The following is a 14,027-nucleotide window of genomic DNA, read 5'->3' on the forward strand; positions in this document are numbered from 1 at the left end:
GGAAGATGCAAGAGGTCGTTGCGAGGGCATCCACAAGGAGCGGGCTTTGGCGTCATGTCGCTGTTGATGCTGGTTGGCCTTGAAGGGGCGCGCCGGTTTGGCGCCCATCCGGCTTTCGATAAGCGAGCAACAAGATGACGAGCAGCATGATATCCGGCGCCTTCGAAGAGAGAGCATTGTTTGACAATGCCGCGAGAATGGACGCGGCCGCTGCGATATGGGCGGCCCGAGGCGTATTGCGCAGGAGCTTGAAAAGGAACCGGAAGAAAGCAAACGCGAAGAGCAGGGCGATCGGCAGGCCGAACAAAAGCGTAAGAACGACCGGCGTGCTTTCGATGAAGGGGAGGTTGAGCTTTTCGTTGACGATCTTCAACAACTCGTTGGGATTCATGCCAAGCAGGATGTCCCTCCATTCAACAAACTTGAATACATCGTAGATCTTGACGCGCGCGTCGTAATTTTGATCAAAGAGCGTGTTGCTGAAGCGGTTCAGCAGCCCCGCCGAAAAGAGTATCGCAATCAGTATGGCGCCACCGGCCAGCGTCAGCATCAGCACCAGGAGTTTGGCCTGGCGTTGATGTCTGGGTGACAAGTCCGGCCAAGGCAGGAACACGAGCAGGAACAGGATCTCGCCGCAAGCGAGCAGCAGGGCGGTGCGCGCGCCCGAAGCGGCCGTGCCGATGAAGAGAATGAAGATGCAAAGCGCGCACACCCAGATACGCCACCGCGTCAATGCAACGAAACCTATGGCGGTGGTGCAAAGCGCGCCCAGCGCCAGCGGATGGGCCGACAGTCCGATCGGCCGAAAGTCCAGCTCAACGAGGGGATAGGGCAGGAATCGATGCTGGGTGACGGCCTCGATCGTTCCGATGATGGCGCTGAGGACGATCATGCCGACGATGACATTGCCAAGCGCCCTGCGCACATGGTCACCCAGGGCAAGCATGATCATCGCCGCGGCACAAGAGACCAGATAGGAATCGATTATGAAGCCGGCCGAGCCGGCACGGCCTATCACGAAGAGATAAGGCACCAGCCACAACAGCAGCACCGAATATAACAATGTCGCCTTGAACAGCCTGACTTCATCGCCTTCGAGCCGAATTGGCCGGGTCGTGGCGATGACGACAAGCAGCAGAAAGATCGCATAGGTCCCGATATGCAGCTTTTCGGGAAACGACCCCCCCTCCGTCGAATAGGACATCACCATATTCATCAACTGCGGAGAGATGGTCGAGCGGAGCAGGAAAGCGAAGGCCGCGAGGAGAAAGAACAGGAGTGTGAGGGCGTCTTGGCGGCTGGCCTGCGCGGTCACGAACTGTTGCTCTGTGGGGGTGACACTCACGATTATCTGACCAGCGTTGCGGCTTGCGATTGAGATGGCAGGGGACGAACGCACCCCGGGTACATTTTCCTGCACGAACGTAAAGGAATATGGATAACCCGATCTTAACAGTGGCGATGCCGGGCATGGGCCGCCACATGTCAGCTTTGCCGAAAAGCCGGACACCGCTCATTGAAATCTCACCAAAGTGCGCCGCGTGGGAACGAATGCACGCAATGCACTTGCGCGACATGCATCGGCAGCCGGATTTACGCTATTTCGTGAACTCGGTAACCCACACTTAATTGGCCGGTCGTATTGATGGCGATGCTTTGCACGGCGCCCGACGCGCTGCCTGTGGACGGCACAATGGCATCAGGCGCCGGCAAAGCGCAGGAGATCAAGGTGAAGAAATTCTATTCGATTCAGTATCTTCGCGCCTGCGCCGCCTTGCTGGTTCTGTTCGCACACGCCTTTTCCTACCAGATTGGCGTGGACAATCTGATTATTGTGACGGCGGGCCGCCTGGGCGTCGTTCTGTTCTTTGTCATCAGCGGTTTCATAATGGTCCATATTACGGGAGATGGTCCGTTTTCCGCTGCCACCTTCCTGAAACGCCGAGCAATCCGGATCATCCCCCTTTACTGGCTTTTCACCAGCCTCGCCGCGGTTCTGGCGGCGCTCGCGCCAAGTCTCTTCCAGAAGACCGTCTTTACATGGCCCCACTATCTCCAGTCGCTCCTCTTCATTGTTCACGAAGCGCCTGGACGGGATAGCGCCAGTCCAATCCTCTCACTCGGCTGGACGCTCAATTACGAGGTATTTTTCTATATCGCTTTTGCGGTGTTCGCATTCCTGTCCGTGACCTCGCGCGTATTTGTGCTGACGGTCTTTTTCATTGCGATGTGGATAGCCGGGCTGTGGTTGGCTCCCACCAACCCTGTTATCCAGTTCTATCTCAACCCTTCTCCGGTGGCATTCGTAATCGGCATGTGGATAGGGCGGCGCTATTTGGACGGTGATTTCACTTCCGACATACGCCATGCCTGGATATTCGGCGTAATGACCGCTGCAGGCGTGGTGCTTTCATTCGTCGATGACGGTACGCCGCTCTTGGGTCAGATCAGCTTCGCGGGACAAGCAATGTGGGCGGCGGGCCTGCTTCATCTCAGCCTCATTCTGGAGCCGAAACTCAAGCACTGGAGCCTTCTCGAGCAGTTGGGCGACGCTTCCTACGCGCTTTATCTGTCGCATATCTTCGTGATCGGCGCTGTGGCGTACCTGGCCAGCCGCACCGTCGGATACGAGCATCCGACAACGGTATTGTTGGTGTCGGTGGTCAGCATCGTGGCAGCCTGCCTCGTCAGTCTGGTGATTTACGAGACGATCGAGAAGCCGATTCTTCAGACCCTGAACGGCAGAAGGAAGACGAGAAACACACCGCTTCCTCATATTGCCACGGAGAACAAATAAGCAGGCACGCAACGGGACGCTCACGGCTTTCAGCGCTTCAGTCAGCCCGCGCTGTCCACGACCTCGACATTGCCGGCGCGGTTAAGCGTATGAATGCCCGTGCGTGCCCATGCCGGACCCGCGCCGATCGGCCGGGGCGAGGCAAAACGGACATCGGACGCGTCGAGTCGCTCAAGCCGCATCAGCCCCAGACCACCGCCATAGGCCCTCGATCCGTTCTGCACCGGCAGCACCAGGGCATCGTCGTGGCGGATAAAGGCGCCGCCCGGCCGGGTGGCCGAATGATCGACGGCAATGGGATTGAGCGGATGGGCGACCCATGGCCCGCGCAGCGAGGGTGCGCAATAGACCGCCATCGTGTCCGACGCGCTGCCGTAGCCGAACCGCTCCGTTCCAACCAGCCAGAAGCGACCGTCGGATTCGAGCAGCGTCGCGTCGTTGAAATCCCTGTCCGCCATCAGCACGGTGTCGCGGACCCAGCGGTCGGGAAACTGCGCGGCGCGATAGAGCACAAGTTCGCGAGCCGAACCACTTTCGGGGATCATGAAAATCTCGCCATCGTGTGCGAACACCTGCGGATACGACAGGTGGTGCGCTTCCTCCAATACAACCCTTGGAACACCGAAAGTGCCATCGTCACCGAGCTCGGCGACGGAAATCACGCCGCGACTCGTCGCGTAGGGGAATTCCTCGACAAACAGATGATGGCGGCGGTCGGCCTCGAAGACGAACGGGTCGGCATAGAAGCGTTGGCCATCGTCCGGCAGGACTGTGAACGGTTTGCCGTCGAGTTGCCCGGTTTCGGCGATGCCTGGTCCGTCGATCACCCGATAGGCAACCTGCCAATAGAAGGGGCGTCGTCCCCGCCTGATTTTTTGCACGGCGCGATCGATCAAAGCCCTGCCAAAAAAGGGCACATAGTGTCGAACAAAACTGTCGTTCTTCAGGATCGGCACCGGGTTGTCGCTTACCGGCACAAGCTTGCCCGCAAAGAAGCGGGCGACGGTTTGCATGATCAGCGACATGGCGCCGGCGAGCAGGTCGTTGCAGCTTCGAGATAGCCAGAGCCTGTCTGCCAGCATCGGTCTAGCCTGGGCCACGACAACGCCATCGAGGCGAGCGCCAAGTTCAGGCAATTGTCCGCTCGCCAACATTGCGGCAACGCCGGCTGGAAAGCTGTTGCGACCGCAAAATTCGAGCCTCAGGACTGGCGCGTCTTGCCCCGTTGCGCTGGCAGTGAGATCTATGACGAGGTCCGGAGGGCCGCGATCGATGGGCGGCAACGGCTCGGACTGGCCCGCCAGCGAGGGACCGAAACGCCGGCTCTCGATCGCCAAGACAGTGTCCAGCCCCCGAGCGGTTGGCGCCGGCGCCGGCGCGTGGCAACTCGAGACCCCATAACCTGCCGCACCCAACCGCATGAAAAGCTCATTTTCCCAGCGCCGGGATGCGACGGCGTGGCTGATGATTAAAATATTAGTCAACCCAAGTTATTCTCGTTAAAGCAAAAAATGGCTTTGCTCTGGTATCTTTCCCCACAGTTCCTGGCAAGGGTTGCCCAAGGGGGGCTGCGGACTCTAGCGTTAATCATACGTTAATTTTTTTGAATACGAAGGCGGTTCAGGGCGCTATTGTTAGGCTGAAAGCACATGTCAGCCGGGCGCCCACGCTTTCGGTGACCAGGGTCAACCATGAACGCCGTTTCACATCCGAACTTGCCCTCAAGGCGAAAACTGCTGATCGTGTTCGGCACGAGGCCGGAGGCGCTCAAATGTTTTCCGGTGGCGCGGGCCGCGCTCGCCCATCCAGGCTTCACCACGGAAATATGTGTGACGGGCCAGCATCGCGAGATGGTCAATCAGGTCATTGAACTGACGGGCCTGCCGGTGCACTACGATCTCAACATCATGCAGCCAGGTCAGACGTTGTTCGACGTGACCTCGCGCGTGCTCCTCGGAATGGCGGGGGTGCTTGAGAAGGCGAAGCCGGACATCGTCGTCGTCCAGGGCGACACAACCACCGCGATGACCGCGGCTCTAGCTGCCTTCTACAAGCGGATTCCGGTTGCCCATATCGAGGCGGGATTGCGCAGCCGCAACATCAACTCTCCCTTTCCGGAGGAACTGAACCGCAAGATTGCCGGCAACATCGCCACCTGGCATTTTGCGCCGACCACCGAGGCGCGCGACAATCTCATCGCCGAAGGAAAGGCTGCGAACACCATCTTCGTAACCGGCAATACCGTGATCGACACGCTGCTGCATTTCTCCAGCGAGATCGATGCCGACAAGCTGATGAACGCCAAGCTCGCCGCTCGTTTCCCCTTCATCGATCCGACCAAGAAAATGATACTCGTCACCGGTCATCGCCGTGAGAATTTCGATGGCGGCATCCAGAGAATCTGCACCGCGCTGAAGGCATTGTCGGCGCGCAGGGATGTGCAGATCATCTACCCGGTCCATCCCAACCCGAATGTGCGCTCCGTGGTCGAGGCCGAAATCGGGACGGTGCCGAACATCCACCTGATCGACCCGCAGGACTATTTGCCGTTCCTGTACCTGCAGAAACAGAGCTACCTGGTGTTGACCGACAGCGGCGGCGTGCAGGAAGAGGCGCCTTCACTCGGCAAGCCGGTGCTGGTGATGCGGGAAAACACGGAGCGACCCGAAGGGATCGCCGCTGGTACTGCCCGGCTGGTCGGCACCGATATCGAAAAAATTCTGGCCAATGCCAATAGCCTGCTCGATGATGAGAGCGTCTATCGCGGCATGGCGGAGAGGCACAATCCATACGGCAATGGCCAAGCTGCGAGCCGGATCGTTGAGGAATTGCTGAATCATGGCTGAAATCAAAACCGTTTCCGTTATCGGCATGGGCTATATCGGCCTGCCGACCTGTGCCATTTTTGCCAGCCGCGGACTCGATGTCATCGGTGTCGATATCAACGAGGCGGTGGTCGCGAAGGTCAACCGCGGCGAAATCCACATCATCGAACCGGACCTGGATGGTTTGATCCAGAAAGTTGTCGCCAATGGCAAGCTCAAGGCATTCAGCACGCCTCAGCCGGCCGATGCCTATATTATCGCCGTTCCAACTCCGATCACCCCGGACCGCAAGCCGGATGTCAGCTACGTGCTTGCGGCAGCGCGAAGCATCGCTCCGGTGCTAAAACGGGACGACCTGGTGGTGCTGGAATCAACATCGCCGGTCGGTACGACGCGTGTCATGACAGCGCTGCTCGCGGAACTGCGACCCGATCTCAAATTTCCCGTTGCGCATGGCGAGGAAGCTGACGTCCTGGTCGCCTACTCTCCCGAGCGCGTGCTGCCGGGAAAGGTGCTGACCGAGCTGATCAACAATGATCGCTCGATCGGCGGACTGTCCCGAAAGTCTTCGGAGCGGACAGCGGCACTCTATTCAAGCTTCGTCGCCGGCGACCTGTTCATAACCCAGGCCGAAAGCGCGGAACTGGTTAAGCTGACTGAAAATGCGTTCCGCGATGTCAATATCGCCTTCGCCAATGAGCTTGCGGCGGTGTGCCAGGATCTGTCGCTCAACGTCTGGGAGGTAATCGATCTCGCCAACCGGCATCCTCGCGTGAACATCCTGCAGCCGAGCCCGGGCGTGGGCGGCCACTGCATTGCGATCGATCCGTATTTTATCATCGACGCCGCACCGAACAATACGCGGCTGATCAGTTCGGCACGGCGCATCAATTCCGAGCGACCCTTGTCGGTGGTCAGGGACATCGAGGCATTGCTCGACCCGACCCGCAAGCAGACGATCGCCTGTCTTGGCCTCAGCTTCAAACCCAACATCGACGATATGCGCGAGAGCCCGGCTGTCGAGGTTGTTAAGCTTCTGTCCAAGATTCCCAATATCAAGATCGTCGCTGCCGAGCCCAATGCGCGTCAGTTGCCACACGAGCTCGAGGGCAGCGGCGTCATGTTCACCGATGCACTTTCCGCTATTGACCAATCCGATATCGTCGTCCTGCTGGTCGACCATCGACAATTCAATCTGATCGATCCCGAAGCGCTCAAGGACAAGAAGCTCGTCGACACACGGGGCCTGTGGACCTGGCGCAAGGCGCGCAAGCCCGACGCCCGCATCGAAGGCAAGAAATCCGAAATGGAACGCTCGCAGTCTCTCGCTCGCACCGGAGAAGCGGCATGAACTCGCATGACCCGGCATGGGCGCAACACTCTCTATTGGCATCGCGCCGCCGCGAGTTTCTCGGTGCGACCATCCATGCGCTGACCATGGCCGAGACGCTGGCCATCGCAGACGAGGCGATGGCGACGCGGCGACCGCTTCATCATGTTGTCGTGAACGTCGCCAAGCTTGTGAACATGCGCAAGAATGCCGAACTGCGCGAGGATGTCGTCGGGGCGGATATGGTCAATGTCGACGGCAAAGGCGTGCTTTGGGGCGCGCGGCTCTGCGGCGTCGAGTTGCCGGAGCGTGTGACCGGCGTCGACGTCATGATCAACCTGCTTGCGCTGTGCGCCAAGCGTGGCTATCGCCCCTACCTTCTGGGCGCTGAACAGCACATTCTCGACGCAGTTGAAAGCCGACTTGCCAGAGATCATCCGAGACTGGCCATTGCCGGCCGGCGCAATGGGTATTTCAAGGCGGAGGAAGAGGCCGCGATCGTCGAGGCCATCAACGCTTCAGGTGCCGACTGTCTGTTTGTGGCGATGCCGACGCCGAGCAAGGAGCGCTTTCTCAAGCGCTATCGCGACGTACTCGCTCCGAGTTTCGTCATGGGCGTGGGCGGCAGCTTCGACGTCTATGGTGGAAAGGTCGCCCGGGCACCGAGACTGGTTCAGGCGGCGGGCCTGGAGTGGCTGTTTCGCGTGGCGCAGGAGCCGCGACGATTGTGGCGCCGCTACTACGATACCAACACCGCCTATGCACTGCTGCTGTGGCGTGAGTTCTGGTCTCGCCGGGGACGCCGAAACGTCAATCCGTAGGCTCGCGACTTTCAGACAAGCATGCCTCATAGCGCGGGATTTATGCGATCCGGAGCCGTGCCCTTAGCTTGCCGATGAACTGCGTCACGGCCGCGGGGTGAAACAACCAGGTCAGTCCCAGGAAAGCCGCAGCGCCGGCGACACCGCCCGCCGCGAGCGGAAAGATCGCCGGCATATTGCCCAGCCCAGTGCTGGCAAGGCTGGCGGCCAGTCCGGTGCAGATAGAAATGATGACCGAGACAGCGATGTCGCGCCAGGGAACCGGCACCGGCGTGAGCCTCTCGGCGATGACGATGCAGGCTGCAAGACCTGCCAGCGATCCGCCCGCCAACGCCAACGCCGCGCCAACCTCCGCCATGGTGGGGATCAACAGAAAAGACAGTGAAATCGTTGCCACCGAGCCGAAGGAATTGGCGATGATCAGCAACCACGGCCGCTTATGTGCGTGCACCACGACGCCATAAACGAAGCTTGTGAGATTGGCACAAAGGACGCTGAAGGCGATGATCGGGAACAGCAGGCCGAAGCGACCATGATATTCCGCGGGCAGCAGGAGTCGCGTGATGTCGCCGCTGAGCGCGATAAGCATTGCTGCGACCGGCAGGCAAAGGCGTATCATCAAGGCCATGAGTTGCGACAACAACCGCCCGGACGCCTCGGATCCCTCGTCGTCGAAGCGGCTGACCACTTCTGGAAATGCGCCCATGTTGATTGCGTTGGCGACCATATCGATCGGCTGCCGAGCCAATGCGTAGGCGGCTGCGAAGACAGCCACCGCGCCGGCATCGTAGTAGAACTTGAGGAAGACGCGTTCAGCGCTGTTGAGACCGAAACCGACCAGCGCCATGATGACGAGGGGCACGCCGAGGGCAAAAAACTCCTTGTGGGTGAAGCGCGGCGGGCCGCCAATAACGCGCCCGGATGCCACCACGCACGCCACGATGCCGGCAATCAGCACGGCGAGGCTCGAGCCGAGCGATACCGTCAGAAACGAGCGTTGGAAGATAAGGATGGCGGCGATCGGCAAGGCCAGTTGCAGCAGGCCGCGCAGATATTCAAGCATCGAATAGAGGGAATGACGCTGCTGCATTTGCAGCACCGTCAACGCGAACCGGCTGATGGAGCCGGCAATCAGATAGCTGCAGACGGCGATTGCAAATTCGATCCAGCGCTCCGGCACGATCACCGCCGAGGCGATCACGGATATGATCAGGGCCAGCACCGTGGTGGCAAGCAATACCTGTCCGGCAAGCATCAGGCTGCCACGGCTGACGTCGCCTTTTCCACCAAGCCGCAGCAAGGCAATGCGCAGCCAGTTGGTAACGGCAACATCCGTCATTTCGCCCACGGTGACCACCAGGGTCAGCAGGCCATACTCGGTCTGGTCGATCAACCGCGTCATGACGACCAGCAGGAGCAGAGCGGAAACCCGCGTCAGCAGAATAGCTGGGCCATAGATGAGTGTGGAACGGAGCAGCAAAGGGTTGTCCCGGAAAATTTGCCGTCGATTAACCGTTGACCGACGGGTATTCCAGCATGATGACGGCAAAGGGTGAACGGATACAGTTTGAACCAAAAGATTTGTCGTAAACCTTTTTTGGAACCTTTGCTTTACGGTCACCCGGCATCCGCAATCCAAATGGTGTCATGTTGCAGCGTCTCGCCCACAATAGAAAAATACATGTCCTGGTCGCAACGCCCTCGGGCGTTTCGGGACAAGGCGGCATCGACCGGATCATGGGGGCGCTGAAGCAGGAGTTCGAACGGCAAGAGATCGCCGACATCGATCTGCGCTTTCTTTCCAGCCGTGGCCCGGGACATGTCGGGCTTTCGATCTTCTACATGCTTGGTTTTTGCGCGCGGATGCTTGGGGCCCGCCTCGACAGACGCGCCGACGTCATTCACATCAATATATCGGTCTCCGGCAGCACCTATCGCAAGATGATGATCGCCGCCTGCGCCAGGCTGTTGTCGATACCATATGTCCTTCATCTGCATGGGGCGCAGTATCAGACATTCTGGAAAGATGATCATAGTTTCATGAGCCGCCGTATCAGGGCTCTGTTCGAGCATGCCGGCCGGGTGATTGTCCTGGGCGGGCTTTGGCGCGATTTCGTCGCCAGCCGGGCACCGGCGAACGGCGGCAATATTGTCATCGTTCCCAACGCCACGGCAGTTCCTTCCCTGGCGCATGTCGGCGGAGGCGATCACGTGCACATCCTGTTCCTCGGCCGCATCGGCGAGCGAAAGGGCGTGCCGCAGTTGGGCGAGGCGCTGGAGCGGATGAAACATCTCAGGGGTTGGCGTGCCACGATCGCCGGCGATGGTGAGGTCGAGCCGGCACGAGCGAGGTCGGTCGCTCTAGGGATTGCCGACCGTATTGCTTTTCCGGGCTGGGTGGGACCTGACGAGGTCGCATCACTGATCGCTTCGGCCGATATTCTGGTGCTCCCCTCGTTCGCCGAAAATCTGCCAATGTCGGTGATCGAAGGCATGGCGGCCGGCCTGGCTGTCGTGGCCACCCCGGTTGGCGCGGTCGAGGACATCATCACCCACGAACAATCCGGTCTGTTGGTGCCGCCCGGCGATGTGGCGGCGTTGACCGAGGCGTTAACTCGGCTGGTCGAGGATACGGCGCTGCGCGCGCGGCTTGGCGCCGCCGCCATGGCGGTGCACCGGGAAAGGCTTGAGCTTGCACCGTTTGTCGACGCGATCTGCGATGTCTGGAGATCGGTCGCGTCCGAGGCGCGATCGGTCAAGCGCTGACGCTGTCCTTCATTGTCGTCACTGCGGCGGGCCAAGCGCGAATTCGCGGTGGAATATCTCCAGGTTCAAAAGCGCCCATATCAGTTTTTCGTGGTCCGCGGCGCGCTCGGCGTGCTCCGTGACAATCTGGTCCAGCTTCTTGGCGCTCAAATAGCTACGGATAACCGAATGGGACGAACACAGATGGTCTCGTACATAATCGCTCATCGACCCGCGGAACCATTCGGCGACGGGCACCTTGAAGCCGATCTTTGGCCGGTTGAGGGCCTCGTCGGGAACCATGCCGGCCATGCAGTCGCGCAGGATCTGTTTGCTGCCCAGGAGACCGAGCCTGTAACGATCGGGCAGCTGGCTGACGAAAGAAACCAGATCGCGATCAAGGAATGGCATTCGCCCCTCGATTGAACCGGCCATCATCATCCGGTCGCCCCGTTCCAAGAGGTTGTCGGGCAACCACGATGTCTGATCAAAAAACAACACACGGCGCAGATGGGATTCCGTCACACTCGAAGAGAACGGGAAATCGTTGCGGTCATGGCCGCAAGTGGCCAACCCACCGAGGAGCGAATCGCGTTCCCGCGCCGTCATGGCTCCAAACCAGGAGATCATCCGGGTTGCAAAGTCCCGTTCACCCGCGCTTCGGGCAAATATGTCGAACTTGGCCGATGCGCCGGGCAATGCGCGCATCAAAGGGGCGAGGAGATTGTTGTGAAGCGACGCTGGAACAAGTGACCGGTAGACACCCGCCAGAGACTCTGCGCGATGTTTGGGGTAGCCGCCGAGAATCTCGTCCGCCCCTTCGCCCGTAAGCACCATCTTGACGTCCCGCGAGGCTCGAACCGACATCAGGTAAATTGGAATGTCCGTACTTTGTGAAACAGGTGCCCCCCGATGGCGGACCATCTTAGGCAGATGATTCATCAGGTCATCCGCCTGGATGACGATTTCGCAATGATCGGTCTTGAAATGATCGGCGACGCGCCGGGCGAATGGAAGCTCGCTGTAAGCCTGTTCGCTGAAACCGACCGAAAACGTACGAATCGGGTTGTCGCTGTGCCTGGTCATCAGGGCAACGATTGCCGACGAGTCGAGCCCCCCGGATAGAAAGGCGCCAAACGGCGCATCACTGCGCATCCTGATCTCGACAGAACGGTCGAGCAATTCCAGAAATCGTCGCTTGGCGGTTCCTGGATCGATATCCGCTGTCAGATCGGTCTGATCCGGGGGCGCATAATACCGCGTTTCCGTTACTTCCCCTTGCGACCACACAGCGTAGCTTCCCGGGTTGAGCTTACGGATCTGTTTGAAAAGCGTCCGCGGTCCAGGCACGTAACGCCAGGTCAGATACTCGCGCACTCCATCCAGATCGAGCTGCTGGCCATCTGGCTGCGCAGACAACAACGCGCTGATCTCCGAGGCAAACGACAGCAAATTTCTGCCTTGCATGAGGTAAAGGGGTTTTTTTCCAAAGGGGTCGCGAGCGAGGATCAATTCGCGCCGTTGAGCGTCCCACAGCGCAAAAGCGAACATCCCGCTCAATCGGTCGAACATGGTCAGGCGCCACTGGTCATAAGCCCTGAGCAGCACTTCCGTGTCGGAGCGTGTGCGAAAACGGTGGCCGAGACCGATCAACTCCTCACGCAGCTCGATGTAGTTGTATATTTCGCCGTTGAAAACAATCCGGAGCCGTCCGTCCTCGGTCTGCATCGGCTGATTTGAATCGGCGTTTAAGTCAATAATCGCCAGGCGGCGATGCACCAATGCCAACTGGTCCTCGCCTGTATTCAGGTCCAAGAGTTCGATGCCTTCGGCATCGGGACCACGATGCTGCAAGGCATTCGACATCCCGACGGCCCGATCTTGTGGCTTCTCGACCCTGCGCCCAATCCAGCCGGCAATTCCGCACATTCTTTCCCTTGGCCCTCTTTCCCTTGTTTGCGTATGATTGAGGACACCAATCTACAGCGAATATATTAAATAGCTGCTCGGTGGAGTGATTTTAAAACTGAGCCTGATTTGGTTCGATCAGGCCCTCTCGGCTGCAACTGGAGACGACAGTCCTTGGGTTTCCACGCGATTGATCGCCAGCAACCAGGCAGACCGCTCGAACCGATCCTGACCCGATGACGAGTTATGGCAGGCCTAGTGCCCGCAACAACTCCCGGTCCGGGATCGCAGGCCCCTTGGGTTGGATAACACTCATTCCGTAAGGATTGGAGAATTCCCAGGCCGACCACGGCATCGCGAAACGTTCCGCCTCTCTGCGCACTGCCATAAGATAGCGCAGGCGATCAGCATCGAAAGCTCCCATGCGGCCATCCGCAGACATCAGGATAACGCCGAATTCGCCCACGAACAGGCGTCTGCTCGCTATGCCATGGGCTTCAGCCCAGTCGACCGCCTGACGGAAACCCGCTTCGAGCTGGCTCTGCCCCCAATTCTGCTCAAAGTATCGGGCGATCGTTTCACGCGCCGAGGCCATGTTCATCACCTCTTCGATCTGGCTCAAGCCGGCGGCGTCCATCTGCGCCTTGAGGGTTTCGGCGACCACTTCGGGCGTGCTGGCGTCGGCAGGCCAGGGAAGGCCGGAGGAGAAAGCGTTCTTGTCATCGGCCCGCTGGTGCGTGAAGCTGTGCGGATCATACATGTGGAAGCTGTAATAGACGTTGGGGTCGTCGAAGTTGGGGTCCAGGTTGACCAGTCCGGCGATGCTCCCGCCGCAGGCGCCGGTCGCGACGATGGTGAGTTCGCTGCTGACGGCGCGAATATCGCGAACCGTGCCTGCCATGATCCGCTGCCAGTCATCGCTGCCGCTTGAATCGCAAGGGTAGTAGGCGGGCTCGTTATAGGGCTCGAGGGCGACCTTGTCGGCGCCAATTTTGATCAGCATGGCAGCCACCGCCACTACCATTTTGCGATAGCGGGCAACACCCTCGCTGTCGGCCCCGCCATAGATCATTTCCATGCTGTAAGCCGGAACCTGGCTGACGCCATGCAGATCGAAAACCACCTTGAGCCCGCTTGAAACGACCCGCTGCACCGCAGCGGCAAGCATGTCCAGCGCCTGTTGTCGTTTGGCGCCCTCGCTGGCAAGCAGAGGGCCAGGGTCGACACTCAGCCGGACAAAGTCGAAGCCCATGGATCGAATGCGATCAAACTGGTCGCCGTCCGGCCAATCGGTGAGCGGCCTGCCGCCCGCAAGCCATTCCTTCTCGCTGCGATAGGGCGGCCATTTGTAGGAACCATCTTTCTCCACCGGCGACCAGTTGAGCCATTCATGGACGCCAACGCCGCGCTCAAGCGGGATCGGCGCCGCCTCGGCTGACAAAGCCATGCCAAGCGCGCACGCTATGACGTAGACAACTTTTCTCATCGCAAAACTCCGCGTCATGGCCGAAGATATTAACCGCGGGAACGGAAAAGAGGATGCCGCCACACGCTTTTTCGACGGGATGGTGTATGAGGATCAAAATCTTGGCGGAGCGCGG

10 protein-coding genes are annotated in these 14,027 nt (G+C 59.5%); 5 read left to right on the forward strand and 5 right to left on the reverse strand.

Features of this window, described 5'->3' with window-relative positions:
• Positions 1-52: 52 nt before the first annotated feature.
• Positions 53-1,315 (reverse strand): VpsF family polysaccharide biosynthesis protein, encoded by a 1,263-nt coding sequence (locus NKH54_RS02655; protein WP_023710997.1) that lies wholly within the window; start codon positions 1,313-1,315, stop codon positions 53-55.
• A gap of 378 nt (positions 1,316-1,693) precedes the next feature.
• On the opposite strand from NKH54_RS02655, the gene NKH54_RS02660 reads away from it, so the two are divergent.
• Complete coding sequence (locus tag NKH54_RS02660; protein ID WP_353027675.1) at positions 1,694-2,797, forward strand: acyltransferase family protein; 1,104 nt, start codon at positions 1,694-1,696, stop codon at positions 2,795-2,797.
• Between the two features lie 41 nt (positions 2,798-2,838).
• Here NKH54_RS02660 and NKH54_RS02665 read toward each other — a convergent pair whose 3' ends face one another.
• Entirely contained in the window at positions 2,839-3,879 is a 1,041-nt protein-coding gene (locus tag NKH54_RS02665) for a glucosamine inositolphosphorylceramide transferase family protein (RefSeq protein WP_023686303.1), read from the reverse strand.
• 609 nt (positions 3,880-4,488) lie between these two features.
• Between NKH54_RS02665 and wecB the strand changes: the two genes are divergently transcribed.
• The 3 genes from wecB to NKH54_RS02680 are packed head-to-tail and all read left to right on the forward strand — an operon-like array spanning position 4,489 to position 7,773.
• Positions 4,489-5,643: a non-hydrolyzing UDP-N-acetylglucosamine 2-epimerase gene (wecB, locus tag NKH54_RS02670; protein WP_353027676.1), complete on the forward strand. Its 1,155-nt coding sequence runs from the start codon at positions 4,489-4,491 to the stop codon at positions 5,641-5,643.
• Positions 5,636-6,973, forward strand: a complete 1,338-nt coding sequence (gene wecC / locus NKH54_RS02675; protein ID WP_023686301.1) for a UDP-N-acetyl-D-mannosamine dehydrogenase — start codon at positions 5,636-5,638, stop codon at positions 6,971-6,973. The genes wecB and wecC overlap by 8 nt, the downstream gene beginning before the upstream one ends.
• Positions 6,970-7,773, forward strand: a complete 804-nt coding sequence (locus tag NKH54_RS02680) for a WecB/TagA/CpsF family glycosyltransferase (RefSeq protein WP_353027677.1) — start codon at positions 6,970-6,972, stop codon at positions 7,771-7,773. The genes wecC and NKH54_RS02680 overlap by 4 nt, the downstream gene beginning before the upstream one ends.
• 40 nt (positions 7,774-7,813) lie before the next feature.
• Here the strand turns inward: NKH54_RS02680 and NKH54_RS02685 are convergent, their stop codons facing one another.
• Complete coding sequence (locus tag NKH54_RS02685; RefSeq protein ID WP_353027678.1) at positions 7,814-9,253, reverse strand: lipopolysaccharide biosynthesis protein; 1,440 nt, start codon at positions 9,251-9,253, stop codon at positions 7,814-7,816.
• A 167-nt stretch (positions 9,254-9,420) separates the two neighbouring features.
• Here NKH54_RS02685 and NKH54_RS02690 point away from each other — a divergent pair, with 167 nt between their 5' ends.
• The gene (locus NKH54_RS02690) at positions 9,421-10,539 is read left to right on the forward strand and encodes a glycosyltransferase family 4 protein (protein ID WP_023833543.1); all 1,119 of its coding nucleotides are present in this window, start codon (positions 9,421-9,423) and stop codon (positions 10,537-10,539) included.
• Positions 10,540-10,557: 18 nt separating this feature from the next.
• Here the strand turns inward: NKH54_RS02690 and asnB are convergent, their stop codons facing one another.
• Both asnB and NKH54_RS02700 read right to left on the reverse strand, forming a co-directional pair.
• Positions 10,558-12,447, reverse strand: a complete 1,890-nt coding sequence (gene asnB / locus NKH54_RS02695) for an asparagine synthase (glutamine-hydrolyzing) (protein ID WP_353027679.1) — start codon at positions 12,445-12,447, stop codon at positions 10,558-10,560.
• Between the two features lie 223 nt (positions 12,448-12,670).
• On the reverse strand, positions 12,671-13,912 hold the full coding sequence (locus NKH54_RS02700; protein ID WP_353027680.1) for a glycoside hydrolase family 5 protein: 1,242 nt from the start codon (positions 13,910-13,912) through the stop codon (positions 12,671-12,673).
• Positions 13,913-14,027: the final 115 nt, after the last annotated feature.

It is taken from the genome of Mesorhizobium sp. M1004 (assembly GCF_040318795.1).
Taxonomy (GTDB): Bacteria; Pseudomonadota; Alphaproteobacteria; order Rhizobiales; family Rhizobiaceae; genus Mesorhizobium.

What these genes read in the sequence shown, in the direction of transcription:
- NKH54_RS02660 (WP_353027675.1), top strand. Translation starts at nt 1,694, where the DNA reads ATGGCATCAGGCGCCGGCAAAGCGCAGGAGATCAAGGTGAAGAAATTC.
- NKH54_RS02665 (WP_023686303.1), bottom strand. Translation starts at nt 3,879, where the DNA reads ATGCTGGCAGACAGGCTCTGGCTATCTCGAAGCTGCAACGACCTGCTC.
- asnB (WP_353027679.1), bottom strand. Translation starts at nt 12,447, where the DNA reads ATGTGCGGAATTGCCGGCTGGATTGGGCGCAGGGTCGAGAAGCCACAA.
- NKH54_RS02690 (WP_023833543.1), top strand. Translation starts at nt 9,421, where the DNA reads ATGTTGCAGCGTCTCGCCCACAATAGAAAAATACATGTCCTGGTCGCA.
- NKH54_RS02680 (WP_353027677.1), top strand. Translation starts at nt 6,970, where the DNA reads ATGAACTCGCATGACCCGGCATGGGCGCAACACTCTCTATTGGCATCG.
- NKH54_RS02700 (WP_353027680.1), bottom strand. Translation starts at nt 13,912, where the DNA reads ATGAGAAAAGTTGTCTACGTCATAGCGTGCGCGCTTGGCATGGCTTTG.
- wecC (WP_023686301.1), top strand. Translation starts at nt 5,636, where the DNA reads ATGGCTGAAATCAAAACCGTTTCCGTTATCGGCATGGGCTATATCGGC.
- wecB (WP_353027676.1), top strand. Translation starts at nt 4,489, where the DNA reads ATGAACGCCGTTTCACATCCGAACTTGCCCTCAAGGCGAAAACTGCTG.